Source organism: Streptomyces sp. NPDC090088 (assembly GCF_044747345.1).
Classification (GTDB): domain Bacteria; phylum Actinomycetota; class Actinomycetes; order Streptomycetales; family Streptomycetaceae; genus Streptomyces.
In genome coordinates this window covers 416,136-436,889 of the sequence record NZ_JBIVDZ010000006.1, presented here as the reverse complement: position 1 = coordinate 436,889, position 20,754 = coordinate 416,136, and the positions used below count along the sequence as shown (strand labels likewise).

Here is a 20,754-nt window from a genome sequence, read left to right as displayed (position 1 = left end):
CGACCACCGACAGGGTCATTCGGCGCGATTCAGCAGGACTCGGTGTCACCGATCGCGTCCCGAGCCGCGGCAGGGGGAGGGGAAGGGGTCCGCGCAGCAGCAGATGGTCATGACTCCGGGGCGGCGCCCGCCGACCCGGAAAGGCGACAGCCACACGACGGCCCCGGCACGAAGACACCGGGCCGAGAGCAACCACATAGGGACCAGAGAAAGAAGATGCACATGAACAGGAAGTCCCCCGCACACCGTCGTCCGAGCCGCCGCGCGGCCGTCGCCGCCGGCCTCGTCCTGGCTGTCGGACTCGGTGTGTCGACACAGGTGTCGGCACAGGCATCCGTCCAAGCCCCCGTAAAGTCGTCCACCGCCGCGCTGCAGACGGTCAGCGGCACGAGCGGCCAGGTGGTGACCCGGGTCGCCGACTTCTACGGCGCGTACATCGACGCGATCGGCGACTACTCGGACCCGGACGCCAAGCTGGAAACGGTGCTCCGCAAGCACTACCTGACGCCCGACTTCGCCAGGCGACTGGCGGCCTGGGAGAGGAAGCACGGGGCGGACGGTGTCCTGCGTGCCCAGAACGTCCCGCGGAAGTGGACGGTGACCGACAACGGTGCCGTGGGCAACGCCCATGAGGTCATCGTCACCCTGACCTTCGGCAGCGGGGAGACGACGCAGAAGATCAAGCTTTTCGTGCTGGTGGAGCGGTACAACCACATCTCCGGCATCGGAACCACGAGCAACCGCTGACGGCGGAGCCGCTCCGCCCGCTCGGTCAAGGTCAACCTCACGACGGACGGGACCATACCCGTCCGCCGAGTGACCTACTGGTACGCAAGGGACAGTGCCCCAGACGTCGCCCGCCGGAGCGACACTCGCCCATGCACCTCTGCCCATGCGCTCGTCGGTGCCACGGCCTATCCTGATCGGCTCGGACGGTGACCGGTTCGTGGTGCACGATGCCGTCGGCTCCCCTGCCGACGACCTGGCCAGTAAGCACTCGCAGGGGAAGGGCCCGCCAGCACGGATTCAGCACGCATGAGGCCGGGAAACGCCGTGAACACGCGAGAACCACGTAGAGGTGTTTTCCCGGGCCACGCACCCTGCAACCGACGTCTCCGCAGGTCAAAGCCCTGCCCAGAGAAAACTCCTAAAGCGGGTGTCGCAGGTTCGAATCCTGCCGGGGGCACAACGTGTTACCGCTCTGACCTGGGGTTTATCCCCCAGGGAGGGATCTTGTTCGGCCTCGGACGACCTGTCCGGGGCCGTTTGCGTGAGCGGACGGAGAGTTGATCTCCGGAATCTCTCCCGACGGATCGGCACGATCCGGCACGGGCTCCGGGCTGGGATGTTCCGCTTCGTCCGCTCCCTCCGGCCAGGTTTCCGCAGGTGGCCAGGGCCAGGACGGGCGACAGCCGGTGACGTCGGCCACGCTGGCGGCAACCGGTCCAGCAAGGCGGGCAGTTCACCGGAGCGGGCCGGATCGGTTCGTCTGAGCCGGCCCAGCGAAGACGGGCGATGCCGGCACAGCAGGCACGGTCTTCCGTTGTGGTGATCGGCGAACCCCACCCTCCATGACCACCAGAGCTCGCGCCGGGCGTCCGCCTGCCGGTCCATCGCCATCATGGCCAGGTTGGGGTATCAGACCCCTACCGGCTCCGTCGGGCCGCCCGCGGGAGTCGGGGCCCTGCCCCCGCCACGGACACGGTCGGGGGACGGGGCCGCGCGCCGCAGAAGGTGCACTGGGACGCGTACTTCGTCGAGACGAGGCACTGGGGCACGAAGAGCAGGGTGAACTTCGTGACCGCGTTTCCTGAGGGTGTGGGCGGCGGGGTTGCCGCAGTGGCCGCAGACCCTGGTGCCCATCGCGAGCTGGTAGAGGTAGCCCTTGGTACCGAAGATGATCACTGTGTCATGGTGCGACCCGTGTCGGACATGGGGTGGGCGGACGAAGGGCCTGCCGGGAGGACTGTTCCCGGCAGGCCCTTCAGGCGGTGGATCCCGTCTTGCTCTCCGCCTTACTTTCCGAAGTACGCGTCGTAGATCGTGATCGTCGACGTGTTGGTCTTCTTGTCGGTGACCTTGGCGCGCAGGGACACGGACTTGCCCTTCGCCGGGTTCTTCACCATCACCTTGCCGCCGGTGACCGTGGCCTTCTTCCAGGTCTTGCCGTGGTCGTACGACACCCACACCGCGAGGGACTTGACGCCAATGCCCCTGGCCGGGCCCTGGACGGTGACCGGGAAGGTGGACTTCGCGCCCGCCGGGACCGTGCTGTCCAGCGCCGTCGTGGTGCCGAAGCGGACCGAGGAGGCCGGGAGTTGGGCGGGCAGGCTGTCGGTCGGCTTCTTCGAGCGGAAGGTCCAGGCCGTGTCGACGCGGGTGGAGACGGCCGAGAGGCCGGTGCTGCGCCGCACCGACGCCGTGAGCCGGTATGCCGCCTCACCTGCCGGGACCTTGAAGGACTCCTTGCCGGTGAGCGGGTCGTGGTTGGAGGCGACCTTCGTGCCGTTGCGGTAGAGGGTGGTGTTCGCCGAGGTGTAGTCCGAGATGCCGTCGTGTCCGCCGCCGTCGGTGAACACGGAGAGCCCGGCGGAGATCTGGTTGCCGTCGCGGAAGACGCCGTTCGTGACGGAGCCGTCTGCCGTGATCCGCGGTCCGGCCACCGCCGTGTTGAACCTCTGCAGGTAGCTCCGGCCCGCCTTGAGGTCGAGGTAGTCGGCGGCCCCGGAGGTCGCCTCGACGACCGGGTTGCCGTCGGTGTCCTTCTTCCCGGAGTACTGGTAGAAGTCGGGCCGCCAGGTGACGCCGCTCAGCGCCGACAGGTGGTAAGTGCGGATGCCGGGCAGCTTCTGCGCGACCGCGTCGGAGCCCGCGGACATGTAGCCGTAGCCGTTGGGCACGGAGCCGGTGAGCGCGATGGCGCCGGTCTTGCCGGGGACCGAGGAGCCCATGCCCACCTTCAGCGTGGCGAAGTCGCCCGCCTTGTAGTGCCGGGAGTAGGTGCTGAAGTGCTTGACCGGGGCGGCGGCCGCCGTGTCGTACTCGGTGTTGCCGGCCTTGGTCCACTGTCCGGACCAGGTCTGGGCGAAGTAGTCGACGTCCGGGCCGACGTGTCCGAGGCGGATGTCGGAGAAGGAGCTCATCAGGACGCCGTTGCCACCGGACGCGCTCGGTGTCCGGTAGTACCGGTAGCCCACCCAGGCGCCGTTCGGCTTGGCCGCCGGGTCCGGCACGGTGATGTCGGGTGACTTGGTCTTCGTCAGGTCGATCGTGAGCGTCGTGTCCTTGGTGATGTCCAGTCCGGGCTGGACCACCCAGTCGAGTCCGCCCTCGTATGTCTGGAGGTTCTTCGAACTGGCCGACTCCAGGAGGTACTGGCCCTTGGGCACGCGGACGGTGGCGGTGTCGCCGGTCGACACGTCCGACATCCACGGGACCTGGTCCGCGTCACCGCTCACCGGCGTCAGCGACGCGAGGTGCTGCGGGGTCTCGCCGGTGCGGTTGATGTACTTCAGGGTGAGGTTGTAGTGCTCGGTCTCCCGGATCACGCCCACCGAGGTGACGACGTTCTGGCCGTCCCCCGTCGCCGTGACCCGCGCCGAGTAGCCGCCGTCGAGCGTCCCGCCCAGCTTGGTGTTCACGGTGACGTCCACCGAGGCCGTACCGCCCGCCGGGACAGTGACCGTGCTGGCGCCGAGGCCGAAGAAGCCCGCCGGGGCCGCCTTGCCGTCCGGGTCGCTGCCCGCGACGGAGAGCGCCAGGGTGACGCCCTTCGTACCGCTGTTCCTGTACGTCAGCCGCTTGGTGACCGGAGTGTCGTCGGTGTGCGGCCACTGCTGGAGCGGGAAGTCGAGGGAGGCCGGCCCGGCGGTCACCGTCTGCCCGATGGCCTTGTCGACCTGGATGCGGCCCGCGCCGCCCTCGAAGGGGCTGTAGTCGCCCGGCTTCGAACTGGCGACGAGCGCGGCCTTCAGCTCGGCGTACGTCCAGTCCGGGTGCTCCTGCTTGAGCAGGGCCGCCGCGCCCGCGACATGCGGGGTCGCCATCGACGTACCTGAGATGGTCAGGTAGCCGGGCGGGTTCTCGCCGACCTCCTTGTCGATGACGCTGCCCTTGGCCGCCGCCGCGGTGATGTTCACGCCGGGGGCGGTGACATCGGGCTTGAGGGTGCCGTCGGCGGTCGGGCCCCGGCTGGAGAAGTACGCCAGCTTGTCGGAGCCGTCGACCGCGCCGACGGTGAGCGCGTCGGCCGCGCTGCCCGGCGAGTCGACGGTCCCGGCGCCGCCCTCGCCCTCGTTGCCGGCGGCGATCGCGAAGAGGATGCCCTTGGTCTCGGAGAGCTTGTCGACCTCGGCTTCGAGCGGGTCGACGCCCGCGGTGTCCCCGCCGCCGAGGCTCAGGTTGACGATGTCGGCGCCCTGCTGGGCCGCCCACTCCATGCCGGCGAGGATCGAGGAGTCGTCGCCGGAGCCGTCGTCGCCCAGCACCTTGGCGTTCAGCAGCCGGGCGTCCGGCGCGACTCCCTTGTACTTGCCGGCCGACTCGGCGCCGGTGCCCGCGATGATGGACGCGACATGGGTGCCGTGGCCGAAGTGGTCGGTGGTGTCGGCCGAGTTGGTGAAGTTCCTGGCGGCCACCACCTGGGTCTTCAGATCCGGGTGGGTGGTGTCGATGCCGGTGTCCAGGACGGCGACCTTGACGCCCTTGCCGGTGTAGCCGGCCGCCCAGGCGGTGGGGGCGCCGATCTGGGGGACGGACTTGTCCAGGCGGGCCTTGCGGACGCCGTCGAGCCAGATGTGCGAGATGCCCGAGGCGAGGGCGTCCCCGTGGGTGACGGCGTCCCACAGGTCGGGGGCCTCCCCGGCCGTGGTCTGCACGGCGTCCGCGTCCAGCGCGGTGAGGGTGCGGCGGAGCGTGCCCGAGTCCCGGACGTCGGCCTTGGCGGCCTCGGCGGCGCCCCGGTAGCCGACGATGACCTTCGGTCCGTGCCGCTGACTCCTGCGTACGGCCGCCCTGTTCAGCTCGGTGACGTCGAAGAGCCGCCGGTCGAGCCTGCCGCCCGCGAGGAGGCCCAGGGCGTCCATCGGTACGACAAGGGTGTGACCCGCGACCGTACGGACCTGCACGGGTATGTGCTCACGGCCCTTGGCCCGCCGCACGCCGACCACCTGGCCCTTGGCGTCGACGACGACCCGGTCACCGGTGATCAGGGTGATGAGGTGGCGTCCCGCCGTGCTTTCGGCGGACTTCAGGCCGGACGCGGCGGCGGGCAGCGGCGCGGCCGTCGCCCGGGCCGTGCCGGTGAGTCCCGCGGCGAGCGCGAGGGCCGCCGTCGCCGCCGCACCGGCGACGCATGCTCTTTTCACGTGGCTGCGCAAGGTTCCCCTTCGAGATGTTCGAGACGGATGTCGGATGTCGAGTGGTCCGCCACCGACCCTCGCCGCCCGGGAGTTGATGCACAGCCCTCCCCCGCCAGGTGAATCAACCTTTCGCCGGCGAACCGCATCTAGCCGGACGGGCCGCCCGGCACTGCGGCGGTTGTTCGCGTACGACAGTGAGGGAGGCGGCCGATGGGACGCCCCGAGAGACCTCTGGACCCCGAGGCGGGGCCGGCGCAGCGCCTCGCGCATGACCTGCGCGCGCTGCGCCGGACGGCCGGCGGTCCGTCGTACAAGACCATGGCGGCGGCCGTCGGCGTCTCCGCGACCACCCTGTCCCGGGCGGCGGCCGGGGAGCGGCTGCCGAAGCTCGACGTGCTGCGCGGCTATGTGCGCGCCTGCGGCGGCGACCCCGGGGAGTGGGAGGCGCGCTGGAAGGAGGCCGAGGCGGCCACCGCGGAGTCCGTGCGGGAGGAGACGCCGGACACGAGCCCGCCGTACCGGGGACTCGGCCGCTTCGAACCCGGCGACCGGGACCTGTTCTTCGGCCGCGACCGCATGGCGGAGCAGATCGCCGCCCTGGTCCGGGACCACCGGCTGGCGGTGCTGTTCGGGGCGTCCGGCAGCGGCAAGTCCTCGCTGCTGCGGGCCGGGCTGATCCCCCGTCTCCAGGAGCGGGCGCGGGGCGGTCCGGCGGTGCTGCGGATCCTCACGCCCGGTCCGCGCCCCGCCGCGACCTACGGGCATCTGCTGACACCCGGCGAGGGCGGGGAGAGCTGGGTCGTGGTCGACCAGTTCGAGGAGGTGTTCACGCTGTGCCGGGAGCCGGCCGAGCGGGCCCGCTTCATCGACCTGCTGCTGGCCGCGCGGGCGCCGGGCAGCGGGCTGCGGGTCCTGATCGCCGTACGGGCGGACTTCTACGGCCGCTGCCTGGAGCACCGGGGTCTGGCCGACGCCCTGCACGGGGCCGCCCTGTCCCTCGGTCCGATGACCGCCGACGAGCTGCGGGAGGCGGTGGTCCGGCCGGCCGCCGCGACCGGGCTGCTGGTGGAGCGGGAGCTGACCGCGCGGATCGTCGAGGAGGTCCTGGACGAGCCGGGCGGGCTGCCGATGCTGTCGCACGCCCTGCTGGAGACCTGGCGCCGGCGCCGCGGCCGGCTGCTGACGCCTGCCGCGTACGAGGCGGCGGGCGGGGTGCGGGGCGCGATCGCGGCGACCGCGGAGGAGGCGTACGGCGAACTGCCCGCGGCGCAGGCGCGGGCGGCCCGGCAGGTGCTGCTGCGGATGGTGGAGCCCGGCCGGGGCACCCCCGACACCCGGCGCCCGCTGACCCGCGCCGAGCTGGACGAGTGGGCGGACCCCGCCGTGCGGGCCGTGGTCGGCCGGCTGGTCGGCGCCCGGCTGCTGACCTCCGACGAGGACGGCGTCCAGCTCGCCCACGAAGCCCTGCTCACCTGCTGGCCCCGGCTGGCGGGCTGGCTGGAGGAGGAGCGCGAGCGGCTGCGCCACCACCGGCGGCTGACCGAGGCCGCCCAGGCCTGGGCGGAGAGCAAGCGCGACCCCGGCGCCCTCTACCGCGGCACCCGCCTCGACCGCATCCGGGAGCTCTTCCCGGACGACCACGAACTCACCGCCACGGAACGGGAGTTCCTCGCGGCGGCGCTGGAGGCCCGCGAGGCCGAGCACCGTACGGCCGCCCGTACCGCCCGCCGGGCCCGCGCGCTCCTCACCTCGCTGTCCGCGGTCCTGGTCGTGGCCCTGCTGGCCGGCCTCGTCGCGTGGACCCAGTACCGTGCGGGCGAGCGGCAGCGCACCGACGCCGCCGCCCGCCGGGTCGCCGTCGTCGCCGACTCCCTGCGCGCCACCGACCCGCGCACCGCGCTGCTCCTCGACGTGGCCGCCTGGCGCACCTCGGCCCTCTCCGACACCCGCCACGCCCTGTTCACCGCGCTCACCCAGAGCGAGTCGGACGCCTTCACCGACCCCGCGCCCAACGCCTTCCTCACCGGCTCGGGCCGCACCCTGCTCGCCGTCGACGACCGCACCTGGCGCATCTCGGACATCGCCACCCACCGCCGTACCGCCTCGGGCCGGCTCCCATCAGGCGCCCAGGTGTTCGCGGCCGGCCCCGACGGCCGCGCCCTCGCCCTCACCACGGACGACGGCATACGGCTGTGGAACACCATCGAGGGCCGCTGGACCGGTGCCCCCGGCTTCCTGCCCAAGGCCGTCACCGACATCGCCTTCGGCACCGGCGGCCACAGCTACGTGGTGAGCGACTCGGCCGAGGACCGCGTACAGCTGCGCTCCCTCCCGGGCGGCCGTCCGCTCCTGGAGGTCCGGGCGTCGGACGTGGCGTACCTCGCCCCGAGCCCCGACGACCGGCAGGCCGCCGTCTGCGCCGGGGGCCGGGCCCCGCAGGTCTGGGACGTGCGCACTCATCGCGTCCTGAACGGCGCCTGGACCGGCGCCGACGGGCTGTGCGACCAGGACGGCACGCAGGTGGTGTTCGGCGCGGGGCACCGGTTCGCCGTCCTCACCGCCGACGGCGTCCACGTCTGGGACACCGGCACAGGACGTCAGGTCGCCGACCTGACCGCACCGCAGGCGCAGTCGGCGGTCTTCAGCGCGGACGGGCGGTTCCTGGCGACCGCCGACGACACGGAGCTGGAGGTCTGGCGCCTGTCGGCCCCCGACACCCCCGTCCTGCGCCGCTCCCTCGACGACCGGCAGACCGACGCCACCCTCGCCTGGGACCCCGACCGGACCGTCCTGCGCCTCCTGCGGGGCAGTACGGTCCACTCGTACGACATCACGACGGCCACCACACCGGCCTGGCGCACCGACGCCCTCGACGACACCCTTCTCTCCCCGGACGGCCGCACCCTCGCCACGGCTCGACTCACCGCCGGCCACTACCACTTCGAGCTGCGCGACACGGCCGACGGACACGTGATCCGCACCCTGCCACCGCTGTCCGCGGTCTCGCTGCCCGCCGTCCCCCTGATGGCGTTCGACCCGGACGGCGGGAGCTTCGCGTACGGCGTCTCGACCTCCGCCGGGGATGCCTCGCAGCCGGTCACCGTCTGGGACGTCCGCCGTGCCCGCGTCCTGAGCACCCTGGACCTGGCCCCGGGCGAGGGCGTCGCCACCCTCGCCCTCGGCCCCGGCGGGCGCACCCTCTACGCCGCCCGCCCGATGGATTACGGCGAGGTGCGGGACGAGGTCTGGGACACGACGACCCACCGCAGAACGGGCACGGTCCCGGGCCTGAACAGCACCCACCTCGCTCTCCGCGCCGACGGCCGCCTCCTCGTCGGCGACAACCGCGCCGCCCGCCTCCCGGCGGCCCGCGCCAGGGCCCGTGGCCTCGTCCAGGGCGGGGACATCACGACCCTGGCCTTCACCGCGGACGGCTCCCGGCTGGCCGCGAGCGACCGGACCGGCCGCGTCGCCCTCTGGGACGGCGGCCTCGGCCACCGCACCGGCGTGCTCACCGACGTCTTCCCCGACGCCCCGGCCGACAGCCCCGAGTCAATCAGCACCCTCGCACTCAGCCCCGACGGCCGCACCCTCGCCGTCGGCGGCGACACGGGCACCCTCCAGCTCTGGGACACCGGGACCTGGCAGCCCCTCGGCGGCCCGCTCCCCACCCCCGGCGAGGCCATCGACTCCCTCGCCTTCGCCGCCGACAGCCGCACGCTGTACGCGAGCGGTGCCCATGTCGCCCTCCGGCGCTACGCCGTCGACTCCATGCGGGTCGCCGAACAGATCTGTTCCCGTACGGCGGTCGAGCTGACCCGGGCCGCCTGGAAGACGTACCTGTCGGGGCTGCCGTACCGGAAGGCGTGCGGCTGACACGGTGACGCCGACCGGGCTAGGTCCAATGCCGTGCCCCTGTTGGGGGTCTTTGGCGGTCAGGTGATCGCGAATCCCACTGTGTCGCAGAGGGCGTGACAGCGGGACGCCCGGCGGGCCGATGGGGCGGTGTCGTACCAGCCGGCGAGACGGCCGAGGTTGCAGGCCATGGCGGTCAGGACGTACTGCAGACGGGTGCGGGCAGGCCTCGACAGCGGGCTCTCCGCAGGCCGTGAGCTCGAACGTTCCGGGCCACGGTTCCCCTGTCACGGTGCCGCACCGCCTCGTCATCCGGACATCGGCCAGCCCCCATGGGGCCGCCCGCACCGGCCGGTAGCGGTTCTGCGCTCGCTCCCGGCTTCCGGGGCCCACAGCTGCGTCGGCTGCCGCGGACGGCCCGGATCAGGAATGCGCCACCTGGCCTCTGCGTGGCCGTGGTTGAGTCGTTGCCCGCGGCGTACGGACCGATGACAGGGGCCACGCCACGGGAGTCTTCGATCCTGCTCTGGGCACCGGACGTCTCCTTCTCGAACGGCGTTGTGCATGCTGATCGGTCTGGTGGCCCGCATCGACTTCACTCGTTCCCCAGGTACCGGGAAATCCGGCAGCGGGGACGAGCGTTCCAGCCCGAACGATACCTGCGGGGAACGGATGCAAGATGAGGACGAGAAGCCCAGCAAACACGTGAAACCGATGGAGCGGTAATTCCGCAGGCCACCCTGCCGGGGGCACCACGCGTTACCGCTCTGACCCGGGGTTTCCTCGCCAGAGAGGCGCTCTGATCGGTGTCGGGCTCCTCGTCCGCGGCCGCTTCCCGGTTCAAGGCCAGGCCGAACTTCTCGGCGTGCACCTGTCGTGCGGGGGCCCGCAGGTCTCGCGGACCCGAGAGCGCGGTCGCGGTCACGGCGGGCGGGCCGCAGAGTCCAGCCACCGTTCGACGTTCGGTGCGTCCTGCCGCCCAGGGTTCGGCCACGGTTCACGTCGCCGCGTGGTGCAGCGCTCCCGGTGTGGCCATCAGGTCAGTGGTGCCGCTGGTCTGTTCCGATCTCCCGGTGACGAGTCCTCCGCGCCGGTTCCTCACCGTATTGGGCTCGCTGGTCGGACACCGCCCGACGGGGAAGGGTGCGGGCGCGATCAGCGTGCCGGGCGGATGGCAGACAGCACGCTGAATCCAGCGGGATCAGGCCCGCGGCACAGTGTCCGGGAGGTGCTTCGTGACGGCCGAGATGGTGGCCCCGGCGTGGATGCACGAGCAGATCACGGCGGAGGAGTACGAGTCCTGGTCCGAGGAGCGGTGCGCGGGTATCGAGATCGTGGACGGGATGGTCGTCGTGAGTCCGAGCGCGTCCAAGCGGCACAACCGGCCGGCGCGGATTCTGGCGAACAACCTGGACGCCGCCGCGGGCCCGGAGTGGAACGCCGACACGGACTTCGACGTCCGGCTCCAGGACATCCCGCTCACCAATCGCCGCCCGGACGTCGTCGTGTACCGCGCCGACACGATCGACATCTCCCCCACCCGCCCCGAGCACGTGCTGCTGGTCGCGGAGGTGGTGTCGCCGGGCTCGGAGACCACCGACCGGATCGTGAAGGTCGACCAGTACGCCAAGGCAGGCATCGCCTTCTACTGGCGCGTCGAGCAGGCCGCGACAGGCGTCCCGCTCGTATACACCTACGTCCTCGACCCCGCGACGAAGACCTACCGGGACGGAGACGTGTTCACGGGCACGGTCAAGGCGGCAGCCCCCTTCCCGGTGGAGATCGACCTCGGCCGGCACTGAGCATCGCCTAACCGATCAGGGGGAAACCGCAGGTCACTCCGGACGCGAACGCCCCCGTACGCCATCAGGGGTGCTGTTGGTTGAATCGGGCCTTGCGCGACGTCGGCCTCCAACCGGGTTGGGGGTCGGGAAGCAAGGCCGCCGCACGCCCGGCTTTCGACGCCTCATCCTCCCTGGGCTGTGACGTCGGTGATCTCCACGGATACGTTCGTGCCCGCCGATGCAGTGCTGATCATGGACGGCGTGTAGTTCAGGCTCGTCCGGTCCGACAGTTCGGCTGTCTCGATGACCGGGCCGGACTCGTCGCCGTGGATCTCGTAGGTGATCTCGTAGACGGCGTCCGGGTCGATACTCCCGCTGTCCCCCAGGTAGGTGAGGGTCGGCTCGACCGTCACATTGCAGCCGGCCGTCCCGAAACACTGCCGCTTCGTGGTTCTCAGCTCGATGGTGAAGCTGTCGGCGGTCACCTCGTCGTACGACGGCGCGGGGGTCGGTGTCTCCGTGGCGGTCGCCTCCGTAGCGCCGCCCGTCGGACTGGCGGCTGCGGCCTGCTCGCTGCCGTGGCCGGAGTGCACTACGGCCATGCCGGTGCCGACGACCGCCACGATGACGGCGGCGGCCGAAGCCGCGATGACCAGGCCGGCGCGGGACTTCTTCACCGGTGGTGTCGGGCTGTACGACGGCATCGGCGGTGTGCCGGTGTCGGTCATGGTTCCCCCAGACGCAGTTGTTCGGTTCGAGGATGGGCAGCCGGGAATCCGGACCGCTCTTACTGCCAGCCACCGGTGAAGTCGCCGCTGAGCTGGGCGTCGCAGATGTTGTAGCCGCCCGACGCGTGCCCGGACTTCGTTTGCCCGTCCACGGTCACGCTGCAGTTGATGTCCCCCGAACCCTGCAGTTGGGCGTTCAGCGTGTAATACATCGCCCCCTTCGTGAGGGGCAGGGTGGCCTCGAACTTGCCGTTCTCGAACACGCCCTTGCGGGTGTCGCTGTCAGAGCCGTAGTTGATGTCGAGACCACCGAGCGCTCCGGCCGGGGCGGTGCCCCAGACTTTGAAGACGACGGTCTTCGGGGCGCCGGACCCCTTGCTGTCTCCCTTGGCATCGGCGGCCGTCTGGTTGCCGGTCGTGGTGGTGGACGTGGACTTCGAGCCGCTGCCGCTGACGGCAGTGGCTGCGATGCCAAGGACGACAGCCACGCCGACGAGGCCGAGACAGCCGAAACCGATGACCTTCCCTGCACCAGGTCCCTTTTTCGGCGGCTGCGGCTGGAACGTCGGCTGCCCGTACGGCTGCTGGCCAGCCCATCCGGGATGCTGGGGCGGCTGGTTACTCATGGGTCCCCCTGAGGTGTCCGCTGTCGAAAGCAAGATGTGTGACATGTGAAGATGGCGGCCGGTTGCCGCTTACCTGCTGGATTCACCCCATCGTGTAAACCCGCCAGGCGGGCACGGCCGGCTGCCACGCAACGAAGGCCCTGACTGGGCGCATTACCGCCAAAGGCCGGTCTTGACGAGGCTGCGGTAGCGGGATCCGCCCAGGCCGGACGCACGGACTGCTTGGGAGACGGTGCCCTCGACACCGGCACGGTGTCCGTGGCGGCGGCACCAGTGGTCGGTGAGCTTGATCCGCTTCGGCGGACGCTTGAGATCAGGGTTTCTGCCCCGAAGGGGTGTCCATCATGGAGAGCCTGGGGAAGGAGAAGCCTCGGCCTCGCCAACAGTCCTCGACGAAACGGATTCAGCACACATGCAGGTCACGGCCCCGCCCAAGGAAAACTCCTGAAGCGGGTGTCGCAGGTTCGAATCCTGGCGGGGGCACAGGACCAAGGGCCAGTTCAGGGGCATGATCCCCTCGAACTGGCCCTGTGCCGTGATCATCGGGGGGGGATCAGCTCACGCAGGCTCGCTCCGGGCACGGCGAGGGCGTTCCCCGTGTGCTGAAGGTCGTGTCCCGGGCAGAGCCGAGCAGCCGGGAGGGGATGGCCGTGGCCCGCCTTCGAACCGGGGTTTCCCGCGTCGGGCGAACCCGGGTACGACGTGCCGGACCGCTGAACGGCGCATGGCCCCGGTTCTCGTCAGCCGCCACTGCTTCTCCTCGCCGGTGTGTCAACGCGGTAGCCGGGGTTGACCGTTCACCTGCCGGGATCCAGCCGGTGGGCGAGGTCGTGGGCGGTGGTACTGGTGAGGTCGCCGACGTAGGCCCCGACGATTTCGAAACGGCCGCCGGTGATCGAGGAACTCACGTAGGGCACACCGCGCAGCTCGCCGTCGATGACGATGGCGAACTCGTTGCGCGGGACCGGGGCCGCCGCGATGGAGCCGGTGAGGGCGGCGAATCGGGTCCGGTCGGTGGGGCTGAGGGTCACCTCGACCTGCCACGTGCCGTCGATGGCGCTTTTCTCGGCCTTCGCGGAGGTGGCATGGACGTCCGTCATGCCCCTGGCCCGGTCGACGCGGACACAGAGCGCGGGTTGGGTCGCGGTCGCACGCACGGTGTAGCCGCCGCTGCCTCGGGGGCAGGCTTGCTCCTTGGACGAGGTGACCGGCAGAAGGGAGATCGGGACCGCCTTCCCCGAGTTCCCCGTGCCACCTCCCGCAGCGGGCTGCACCACGTGCGCGCGGGGGGTCGCGCCGTCGCCGACGGCCGCCCAGGCGGTGGCGACCACGGCCACGGCGGCGACGCCGACCCCGGCGCGGGTCAGCCGCTGTCGCCGCTGGGCGGCCCGCAGAGCACCGTCCGCCAGGCCGGCCAGGCAGGCACCGGCGACGTCACCGCCGCTCTCCCGCACGTGGGTGTGCAGGGCATCGTGCAGCAACGTTTCGTGCAGCGGGTGTTCGATCGAGTCGTTCATGCGATGACGCCCCTTCCGGAGGCGGTGGAGGAGGAGGCCGACGGCCCCGCCTCGGCCAGGGTGGTGCGGAGAGAGGCGAGTGCCTTGTGCGTCTGGCTGCGGACCGTCCCCTGGGCGATGCCCAGAATCGCGGCGATCTCGTTGTCCGGCCGGTCCTCGAAGTAACGCAGCACGATCACCGCACGCTGGCGCTTGGGCAGCCGCCGCAGCGCGGCCATGATGTCCTGCCGCTGGACCACGGTGTCGGCCCAGTCGGCGGCCTGCCCGGACGGCCGGTCCGGCAGGGTGTCCGTGACCGTCTCCCGCCCCCAGCTGAGGAGCCGGAAGCGATCCACCTGGGCGTGGTAGAGCGCCCGGCGCACATAGATCTCCGGCTGTTCCCGGTCACGCAGCTTCGACCAACGCCGGGCGGTGGCGGCAAGCGCGGTCTGGAGCAGGTCCCGGCCCTGCTCCCAGTCCCCGGTCAGCAGGTACGCCGTGTGCAGCAGCGGTCTTGACCGCGCCGCCACGAACTCTCGGAACTGGCGTTCCTCGTCGGCGTTCAATGTGCCCTCCCTCGTTCCTCTGTAAAGACGGGTGGGGAAGGAAGTTCGACTGCCCTGCCGGTCACACTTTCTCGACCACGGCGGAGGAGTACGAGTCCTGGTCCGAGGAGCGGTGCGCGGGTGTCGAGATCGTGGACGGGACGGTCGTCGTGAGTCCGAGCGCGTCCAAGCGGCACAATCGGCCGGCGCGGATTCTGGCGAACGGCCCGGACGCCGCCGCGGGCCCGGAGTGGAACACTCGGATCTGGCTGCCGGACGCCTGCTCTACGTGGGCATAGCCCCGCGGTACATGGCGAACCGGACCAGCACGCAGAACCTGCGAAAGCGCGTGCGGTACCACTACCGAGGCAACGCGGCCGGCTCGACGCCGCGCCTCACACTCGGCTGTCTGCTCGGGCTTGAAGAACACACAAGTGTGCTGGATCGAGCACGACGAGCCCTGGGCCTTGGAGTCGGAACTCATCTCTCGACTCGACCTGCCGCTGAACCTCGACCAGAACCGCCACAACGCGTTGCACGGCCGCCTCAAGGACCTGCGGGCCGAAGAGCGAAGCGGCCGCAGACGATCCGCCCCGCGAGGAGGGCGAGGGACAGTCCGTAGCCGGTCCCGGAGGGGTTCGGTCAGCCGAGGCTGTTGCCCCACAGGGACGTGTCGGTGCTCTTGAGGCTGGGGACGCCGCCGTACGTGCCGCCGTCGGCGGTGACGAGCGGGGCGGAGAGCTGGTCCTCCAGGAGTCCGGGGCGGACCTGGACGATGGTGCTGTCGTGGTCGGTCTTGCCGGGCTTGAAGGTCTTCCCGTCGATCGCGGCCTTCAGGTAGTACAGGGCGTACTTGGCGTAGAGGTCGACCGGCTGGGACACGGTGGCGTCGATGTCGCCGTCGGAGATGTACTTGAGTTCCCTGGGGACGCCGTCGTTGGAGACGACGAACACGTGCTTCGGGTTTCTCGGGCCGACCAGCAGCCCCTGCTCCCTGAGCTCGTGCAGCGTGCCGGAAAGGGCGAAGCTGGACTGTATGTAGACACCCTTGATGTCCGGGTGGGCGGTCAGGGCGTTCTGGAGCTTCTGCGCGGCGACGGCCCCGTCCCAGTCGGTGGCCTCTCCGAACACCTTGATGCCCGGGTAGGTCGCCTTCATGCAGGCGTTGAACCCCTCGGTGCGATCACGGCCGTTGATCGACGAGAGGTCACCCTCGAGCATCACGACCTTGCCCTTGCCGCCCAGCTTGGTGCCCAGGTACTTGCATGCCTTCTCGCCGTAGACGCGGTTGTCGGCGCGGACCACCATGTAGACCTTGCCGGTGTCGGGGCGGGTGTCGATGGTGACGACCGGGATCTTCGCCGCCTGCAACTGCGCCAGGATCGGCCCAATGGCAAATGTGCTCTGCGGGGCCATCGCGATGCCCTTGGCGCCCTGGAGGATGAGTGTCTGCCCGTTGGCGGCGAGCTTCGCGACGTCGTTCTGCGAGTTGGTCGTCCTGAGCGAGAGGCCGAGTTGCTTGGCGTACTCGGGCGTGTACTTCATGTACGCGTTCCAGAAGTCGGTGTCGGAGCGCGGATAGTCGACGCCGACCAGCGGCTTGCCGCCGCTCGACGGGTCCGTGCCGCCCGAGCCGCCGCTGCAGGCGCTGAGCAACACGAGTGCGGAGAGGACGGAAGCAGCGGAGCAGAGGACGGGTCTGGGCCTCATCGGTACTACCTCGTGGTGCGTCCCGAAGCGCCTGCCGTCTCACCCTCGGAAGGGCCGGCTGTGAAACGCCGGCTCACTCGGACCCCGGGGTTGGTGGCGGGCTCACTTGGCCGGCGGACACATGCCACCCGGCCGACATCAAACTGTCTCAATATCTAATATACCTGGGCAGGAATCCCATTCCTGCCCGGTCATCTGCCTCGTGGAAGCGTCAGGCGGCGCGCCCGTGCGCCTGCTGCGTGTGTCGGGACAGCGAGTCGATGACCACCGCGGCGAAGAGCACCCCGCCCGTGATCACCAGCTGGACGGCGGTGGGCGTGTCGGTGAGGGCCATGCCCGAGGCGATCGACTGGATGACCAGCATGCCGAGCACTGCGGACCAGGTCGTACCGCGTCCTCCGAACAGGCTGGTACCGCCGATGACGGCGGCAGCGATGGCGTTGAGCAGCAGGACGCCGGAGCCGGAGTTCTGGCTCACCGACGTGATGCGCGAGGCCAGGAACAGGCCGCCGGTCGCCGCCAGGGTGCCGGAGACCGCGAGCACGGCCGTCTGTACGCCGGTCACGCCGAGGCTGGCGCGACGGGCCGCCTCGACGCTGCTCCCCAGGGCGTAGACCTGCCGTCCGTAGCGCGTACGCCGGAGCACGATGTCGAGACCCGCCACCGTGGCAAGGAAGATCAGCAGAGCCAGCGGCAGGCCCTGGAACTGGTTCAGCAGATAGGCGGAGCCGAACCCGATCACCGCCACTACGCCTGTGCGCACCCCGATGACGTGCAGCGGGAGGTGTGACATGCCGAGGGCCATGCGGCGGCGCCTGTTCAGGTAGGCGGCGAAGAAGACCAGAGCTGTGGCGAGTGCCGCCACCGCGTAGGCGACGCCGGCGTTGGTGAAGTAGTAGCTGGTGAGGCCGGCGATGAGCCCGTTGTCGTCGAGGTTGATGGTGCCGCTGGTGCCGAGGATGACGAGCATGAGGCCGTTCCACGTCAGCAGCCCGGCGAGGGTGATCACGAAGGCCGGCACCCGGGTCCTGGCGATGGAGTACCCCTGGAGGGTTCCCGCGACGGTCCCCGTCAGCACGGCGGCGATCAGGGCGAGCCATTCCGGCACGCCGTTGTTGACGTTGAGCACCGCGAAGACCGCGGCGGCGAACCCGCTGATCGAGCCGACGGACAGGTCGAGTTCACCGAGCAGCAGCACGAAGACGATGCCCACCGCGATGAGGCCCGTGCCCACGATGTCCACGCCGAGGTTGGACAGGTTGCGGGGCGAGAGGAAGCTGGAGTTCAGGCTCTGGAAGGTGATCCAGACCGCGGCGAGGACGAGGGTGCCGGGAAGACAGCCCAGCTCACCGCCGCTCAGCCTGCGCCGCCGGACGGCGATCCAGCCCACCAGGGCATGGGTGACGGCCCGCCCGGCACGACGCTGACGGGCTTTCGCGGTGGCTGCCGCGGAATCGGCCCGCGTCTCGTCCGGCATGTCACGCATCCCTTTCACCACTCGGCCTCGCGGTGGGCCGGCCGGCGGGGCACGTTGTCCGTGGCGCCGGTGATGGAGGAGATGATCTGCTCCTGGGGGGTGGTGCTCACGTCGAAGAAGCCGTTGTTGCGGCCGAGCCGCAGCACGGCGGCCCGGTCCGCGAGGGCCTTCACATCGCCCATGTTGTGGCTGATCAGCAGGACCCCCAGGCCCTGGTCACGGAGACGGTCGACGAGGTCGAGGACCTCGCTGGTCTGCTCGAACCCCAGCGCCGCGGTCGGTTCGTCCAGAAGAAGGACGCGCGGGTCGCCGAGCAGCGAGCGGGCGATGGCGACGGTCTGCCGCTGGCCGCTGGACAGCGACACCAGGGGACCGCGCAGATCGGGGATGCTCCGGGTCAGGCGCTCCAGCAGCTGCGTGGTGCGGCGCTCCATCTCCACTTCGTCGAGGAAGCCGAACCTGCGGATCTCTCGTCCGAGGAAGAGGTTGCCGACGACGTCGAGGCCTCCGCACAGCGCCAGGTCCTGGTAGACGGTGGCGATGCCGAGGTCCCGGGCGTCCTGAGGACGCCGGATGTGCACGGGCCGACCCTCCCACTCGATGCTCCCCCGGTCCGCGGGAGCGACCCCGGAGATCACCTTGACCAGGGTGGACTTGCCGGCTCCGTTGTCGCCGAGGAGGGCAAGGACCTCGCCGGCGTGGATCTCCAGCTCGATGTCCCGGAGGACCTCGACGACGCCGAAGCGCTTGCACACGCCGTGCAGGGCGAGCAAGGGGGGCGGCAAGAGAATCCATCTCCTTCCCGGGCCTGGGGCCGGCCGGTCCCGCCTGTCAGGTCAGCCCGGCCTGGTGGCAGTCGCCCGCGAGTGACGGGGGCAGACGTGTTCGAGTGTGTACACGCCGTCCTTCACCAAGGTGTTCTTGATGGTGGCAAGGACCACGGTCACCGGAGTGAGCAGCACGGCCGGAACCTCCGCGCCGCCGCGGGTTTTCACCCGCCCGGTGGCCACCCCGTCCAGGCGCTGACCACGCGCCGTACGGCTGCGAGCTGGGCGTCCTGCCCGGTGGCGGGGGGCAGCGGGGTCGCCTTGTCGGCCTTGAGGGCGGCGATACCGCCGGCGGCGAGGCCGTCGTCGGAGGCGTGGACGCCGTTGAGGACCAGGACGGGGGCGGTGTCCCGGACGCAGGCTTCCATACGCGAGACCTCCCTCCTCCCTGGGGCGCCGCGACGGCAGTCGCGGCGCATCAGAGTGGCCCGCCGGGGCGGGGCGGGGTTTCGTTCGGCACCCGCCCGGACCAGGCGAAAGCCGCAGAACGACCACCTCGCCAGTGTGACACCGGCCACGGTGAACTGCGAACCCGGTGCCGCGTGGCCGGGATGACGGCAATCTATCCGTTTCATCCCGCTATGCGATTCTGGTAGGGGGAGTCACCAGCGGTAGCCGTGTCGGCACCCCGGCACGGACGGGAGGTGGGTGCGGAGATGCCTCACGACGGCAGCGCCGGGGCCGGACTCCCGCAGCCGGGGACGGCCGAGGCCGGCGGCGCGGACTCCGGAGCACCACCGGGGTCGGAGACCCCCGTGAGCGCCCGCGCCCTGACGTTCGCCGGAGCGGCATCGGCAGTGCTCTATCTGCCCGACACAGGTTCTGACGCCCTTCGGTCGGTGGACACGGCCGGATGCGCCCCTGCCGAGTACGGGCTGCCGGAGCGCCTGCCCCTGTCCGGCGGCTCGCCTGCGGCCCGCGCCTTCCGCGCCGCACACTCCGTGTGGCTGACCCCCGCGGCACTCGCGTCCTGTCCCGAGGGGTGTCCGGCGCCGCCGCGAGCCCGGACGTCGCTCGGTGCGTTGCCCCTGGGCGCCGCGGGCGCACGGCTCGGCTGCCTCGTGATCGTGGACTGGGAGTCGACCGGCGGCCGGGGTCTGCTCCTGGTCGAGGCGATGTCGGAGTCCTTCGGCACGGTGCCGGTGGCCGGCGGCAAGCAGGTGTGCGGCGAGATAGCAGTACCTCATCGTGAACCGGCTTCCGTGGGCGCGGAACCGGGCGCCAAGGACGGGGACCGATCATGACGTGTCGTAGCCCTTACGTAACGTCTCGTACGCGGTATGCCGTGGGCGTGCTTGTCGCGGGTCTGCTGACCATGCCCTCGGCCGCCTGTACCGGGAACGGAGCGGCCACCACGGACAGCTTCACCGTCGGCCTGCTGCTGCCGAGCCGGGTGGTGCCGCGCTGGGAGACCTCCGACAAGCCGCTGATCGAGCAACGGGTGAGACAGCTCTGCCCGCACTGCGACATCACCTATGCCAACGCCGACGACGACTCGACGGCCCAGCGGCAACAGATGATCGCCATGATCACCAAGGGGGCCAGGGTCATCGTCCTCGGCGCCACCGACAACAGGGCGCTGCGCTCCACCGTCCAGGAGGCGCACAACGCGGGCGTCCCCGTCGTCGCCTACGACAGGCTCGCCGAGGGGCCGATCTCGGGCTACGTCACCTTCGACGGCATACAGGTCGGAACGCTGCAGGGCCAGGCTCTCCTCAAGGCCATGCACCCCCCGGCCAAGGACGGGACCATCGTCATGATGAACGGCGACCCGACCAGCCCCAACGCCGCGTGGTACAAGAGGGGCGCACTGTCCGTCCTGCGGGGCAAGGTGAGGATCGGCCGTTCCTACGACACCCACGGCTGGAGCACGAACAACGCGAACGCCAACATGTCCGCCGCCATCTCGGCCCTGGGCCCGGGCGGGATCGACGGCGTCCTCGCCGCCAACGACTCCATGGCGGCAGGCGTCATCTCCGCACTCAAGAGCGCCCACGTAAGGCGCCTTCCACCGGTCACCGGCCAGGACGCCGACCTCGACGCGGTGCAGCGCGTCGTCAACGGTGAGCAGTCCATGACGGTGTACAAGTCCTTCCGCGCGGAAGCCGAAACAGCCGCTGCCATGGCCGTCGCCCTGGGCCGCGGCGAGAAGCTGCGCACCATCGCCACGACGACGACCGACAGCCCCACCACCCACCACATCCCGTCCGTGCTCCTCACCCCGGTCGCCGTGACGACCGCCAACATCAAGCAGACCCTCGTCAAGGACGGCGTGTACACCGTCCCTCAGATCTGCACACCACAGCTGCGGGCCGCTTGCGCGAAGGCAGGACTGACTCCGTAGCC

The 20,754-nt window shown here is 70.8% G+C and carries 13 protein-coding genes and 4 pseudogenes; 7 read left to right on the top strand and 10 right to left on the bottom strand.

All coding sequences use genetic code 11. The features are described 5' to 3' along the window. The first annotated feature begins 222 nt into the window (after nt 1-222). Entirely contained in the window at nt 223-747 is a 525-nt protein-coding gene (locus ACIPSJ_RS29815; RefSeq protein ID WP_401350714.1) for a hypothetical protein, read from the top strand. An 899-nt stretch (nt 748-1,646) separates the two neighbouring features. On the opposite strand, the pseudogene ACIPSJ_RS29810 reads toward ACIPSJ_RS29815, so the two are convergent. Both ACIPSJ_RS29810 and ACIPSJ_RS29805 read right to left on the bottom strand, forming a co-directional pair. Further along, a pseudogene (locus tag ACIPSJ_RS29810) lies at nt 1,647-1,905 on the bottom strand (zinc-ribbon domain-containing protein). A gap of 110 nt (nt 1,906-2,015) precedes the next feature. Further along, on the bottom strand, nt 2,016-5,378 hold the full coding sequence (locus tag ACIPSJ_RS29805; protein WP_401350712.1) for a S8 family peptidase: 3,363 nt from the start codon (nt 5,376-5,378) through the stop codon (nt 2,016-2,018). Between the two features lie 192 nt (nt 5,379-5,570). Here ACIPSJ_RS29805 and ACIPSJ_RS29800 point away from each other — a divergent pair, with 192 nt between their 5' ends. Together ACIPSJ_RS29800 and ACIPSJ_RS29795 are read left to right on the top strand one after the other, a co-directional pair. Then, a complete protein-coding gene (locus tag ACIPSJ_RS29800) occupies nt 5,571-9,236 on the top strand; it encodes a hypothetical protein (protein WP_401350710.1) in 3,666 nt (1,221 codons plus the stop codon). 1,214 nt (nt 9,237-10,450) lie between these two features. After that, nucleotides 10,451-11,017: a Uma2 family endonuclease gene (locus ACIPSJ_RS29795; RefSeq protein WP_401350708.1), complete on the top strand. Its 567-nt coding sequence runs from the start codon at nt 10,451-10,453 to the stop codon at nt 11,015-11,017. Between the two features lie 164 nt (nt 11,018-11,181). Here the strand turns inward: ACIPSJ_RS29795 and ACIPSJ_RS29790 are convergent, their stop codons facing one another. The 4 genes from ACIPSJ_RS29790 to ACIPSJ_RS29775 all read right to left on the bottom strand — a co-directional run bounded on the left by ACIPSJ_RS29790 (nt 11,182) and on the right by ACIPSJ_RS29775 (nt 14,415). Continuing rightward, entirely contained in the window at nt 11,182-11,727 is a 546-nt protein-coding gene (locus ACIPSJ_RS29790) for a hypothetical protein (protein WP_401350706.1), read from the bottom strand. 59 nt (nt 11,728-11,786) lie between these two features. Continuing rightward, nucleotides 11,787-12,353, bottom strand: a complete 567-nt coding sequence (locus ACIPSJ_RS29785) for a hypothetical protein (protein ID WP_401350704.1) — start codon at nt 12,351-12,353, stop codon at nt 11,787-11,789. A gap of 797 nt (nt 12,354-13,150) precedes the next feature. Next, nucleotides 13,151-13,870 carry a SecDF P1 head subdomain-containing protein gene (locus ACIPSJ_RS29780; protein WP_401350701.1) on the bottom strand — a complete coding sequence of 240 codons (720 nt, stop codon included), beginning with the start codon at nt 13,868-13,870 and terminating at the stop codon, nt 13,151-13,153. Next, nucleotides 13,867-14,415 (bottom strand): SigE family RNA polymerase sigma factor, encoded by a 549-nt coding sequence (locus ACIPSJ_RS29775; RefSeq protein WP_359223132.1) that lies wholly within the window; start codon nt 14,413-14,415, stop codon nt 13,867-13,869. Before ACIPSJ_RS29775 ends, ACIPSJ_RS29780 begins: the two co-directional genes overlap by 4 nt. Nucleotides 14,416-14,495: 80 nt before the next feature. Here ACIPSJ_RS29775 and ACIPSJ_RS29770 point away from each other — a divergent pair. Then, nucleotides 14,496-14,651: pseudogene (locus ACIPSJ_RS29770) on the top strand (Uma2 family endonuclease); the annotation flags it as partial. Further along, nucleotides 14,645-15,080: pseudogene (locus ACIPSJ_RS29765) on the top strand (GIY-YIG nuclease family protein). The pseudogenes ACIPSJ_RS29770 and ACIPSJ_RS29765, both read left to right, overlap by 7 nt. On the opposite strand, the gene ACIPSJ_RS29760 reads toward ACIPSJ_RS29765, so the two are convergent. The 4 genes from ACIPSJ_RS29760 to ACIPSJ_RS29745 form a co-directional block, all read right to left on the bottom strand. Further along, complete coding sequence (locus ACIPSJ_RS29760) at nt 15,037-16,104, bottom strand: sugar ABC transporter substrate-binding protein (protein ID WP_401350698.1); 1,068 nt, start codon at nt 16,102-16,104, stop codon at nt 15,037-15,039. The pseudogene ACIPSJ_RS29765 and the gene ACIPSJ_RS29760 sit on opposite strands and share 44 nt — an antisense overlap. A 211-nt stretch (nt 16,105-16,315) precedes the next feature. Next, entirely contained in the window at nt 16,316-17,581 is a 1,266-nt protein-coding gene (locus ACIPSJ_RS29755) for a sugar ABC transporter permease (protein ID WP_401350695.1), read from the bottom strand. 14 nt (nt 17,582-17,595) lie between these two features. Then, nucleotides 17,596-18,366: an ATP-binding cassette domain-containing protein gene (locus ACIPSJ_RS29750; protein ID WP_359223140.1), complete on the bottom strand. Its 771-nt coding sequence runs from the start codon at nt 18,364-18,366 to the stop codon at nt 17,596-17,598. A 206-nt stretch (nt 18,367-18,572) separates the two neighbouring features. Continuing rightward, nucleotides 18,573-18,776: a hypothetical protein gene (locus ACIPSJ_RS29745; protein WP_401350692.1), complete on the bottom strand. Its 204-nt coding sequence runs from the start codon at nt 18,774-18,776 to the stop codon at nt 18,573-18,575. Nucleotides 18,777-19,469: 693 nt separating this feature from the next. Between ACIPSJ_RS29745 and ACIPSJ_RS29740 the strand changes: the two are divergent. Continuing rightward, nucleotides 19,470-19,652: pseudogene (locus ACIPSJ_RS29740) on the top strand (hypothetical protein); the annotation flags it as partial. Then, on the top strand, nt 19,649-20,752 hold the full coding sequence (locus tag ACIPSJ_RS29735) for a sugar ABC transporter substrate-binding protein (protein WP_401350689.1): 1,104 nt from the start codon (nt 19,649-19,651) through the stop codon (nt 20,750-20,752). The pseudogene ACIPSJ_RS29740 and the gene ACIPSJ_RS29735, both read left to right, overlap by 4 nt. Nucleotides 20,753-20,754 lie beyond the last annotated feature (2 nt).

Coding starts and splice junctions, on each gene's coding strand:
- ACIPSJ_RS29745 (WP_401350692.1), bottom strand. CDS start 18,776: ATGGAAGCCTGCGTCCGGGACACCGCCCCCGTCCTGGTCCTCAACGGC.
- ACIPSJ_RS29755 (WP_401350695.1), bottom strand. CDS start 17,581: ATGCCGGACGAGACGCGGGCCGATTCCGCGGCAGCCACCGCGAAAGCC.
- ACIPSJ_RS29800 (WP_401350710.1), top strand. CDS start 5,571: ATGGGACGCCCCGAGAGACCTCTGGACCCCGAGGCGGGGCCGGCGCAG.
- ACIPSJ_RS29815 (WP_401350714.1), top strand. CDS start 223: ATGAACAGGAAGTCCCCCGCACACCGTCGTCCGAGCCGCCGCGCGGCC.
- ACIPSJ_RS29780 (WP_401350701.1), bottom strand. CDS start 13,870: ATGAACGACTCGATCGAACACCCGCTGCACGAAACGTTGCTGCACGAT.
- ACIPSJ_RS29785 (WP_401350704.1), bottom strand. CDS start 12,353: ATGAGTAACCAGCCGCCCCAGCATCCCGGATGGGCTGGCCAGCAGCCG.
- ACIPSJ_RS29790 (WP_401350706.1), bottom strand. CDS start 11,727: ATGACCGACACCGGCACACCGCCGATGCCGTCGTACAGCCCGACACCA.
- ACIPSJ_RS29760 (WP_401350698.1), bottom strand. CDS start 16,104: ATGAGGCCCAGACCCGTCCTCTGCTCCGCTGCTTCCGTCCTCTCCGCA.
- ACIPSJ_RS29735 (WP_401350689.1), top strand. CDS start 19,649: ATGACGTGTCGTAGCCCTTACGTAACGTCTCGTACGCGGTATGCCGTG.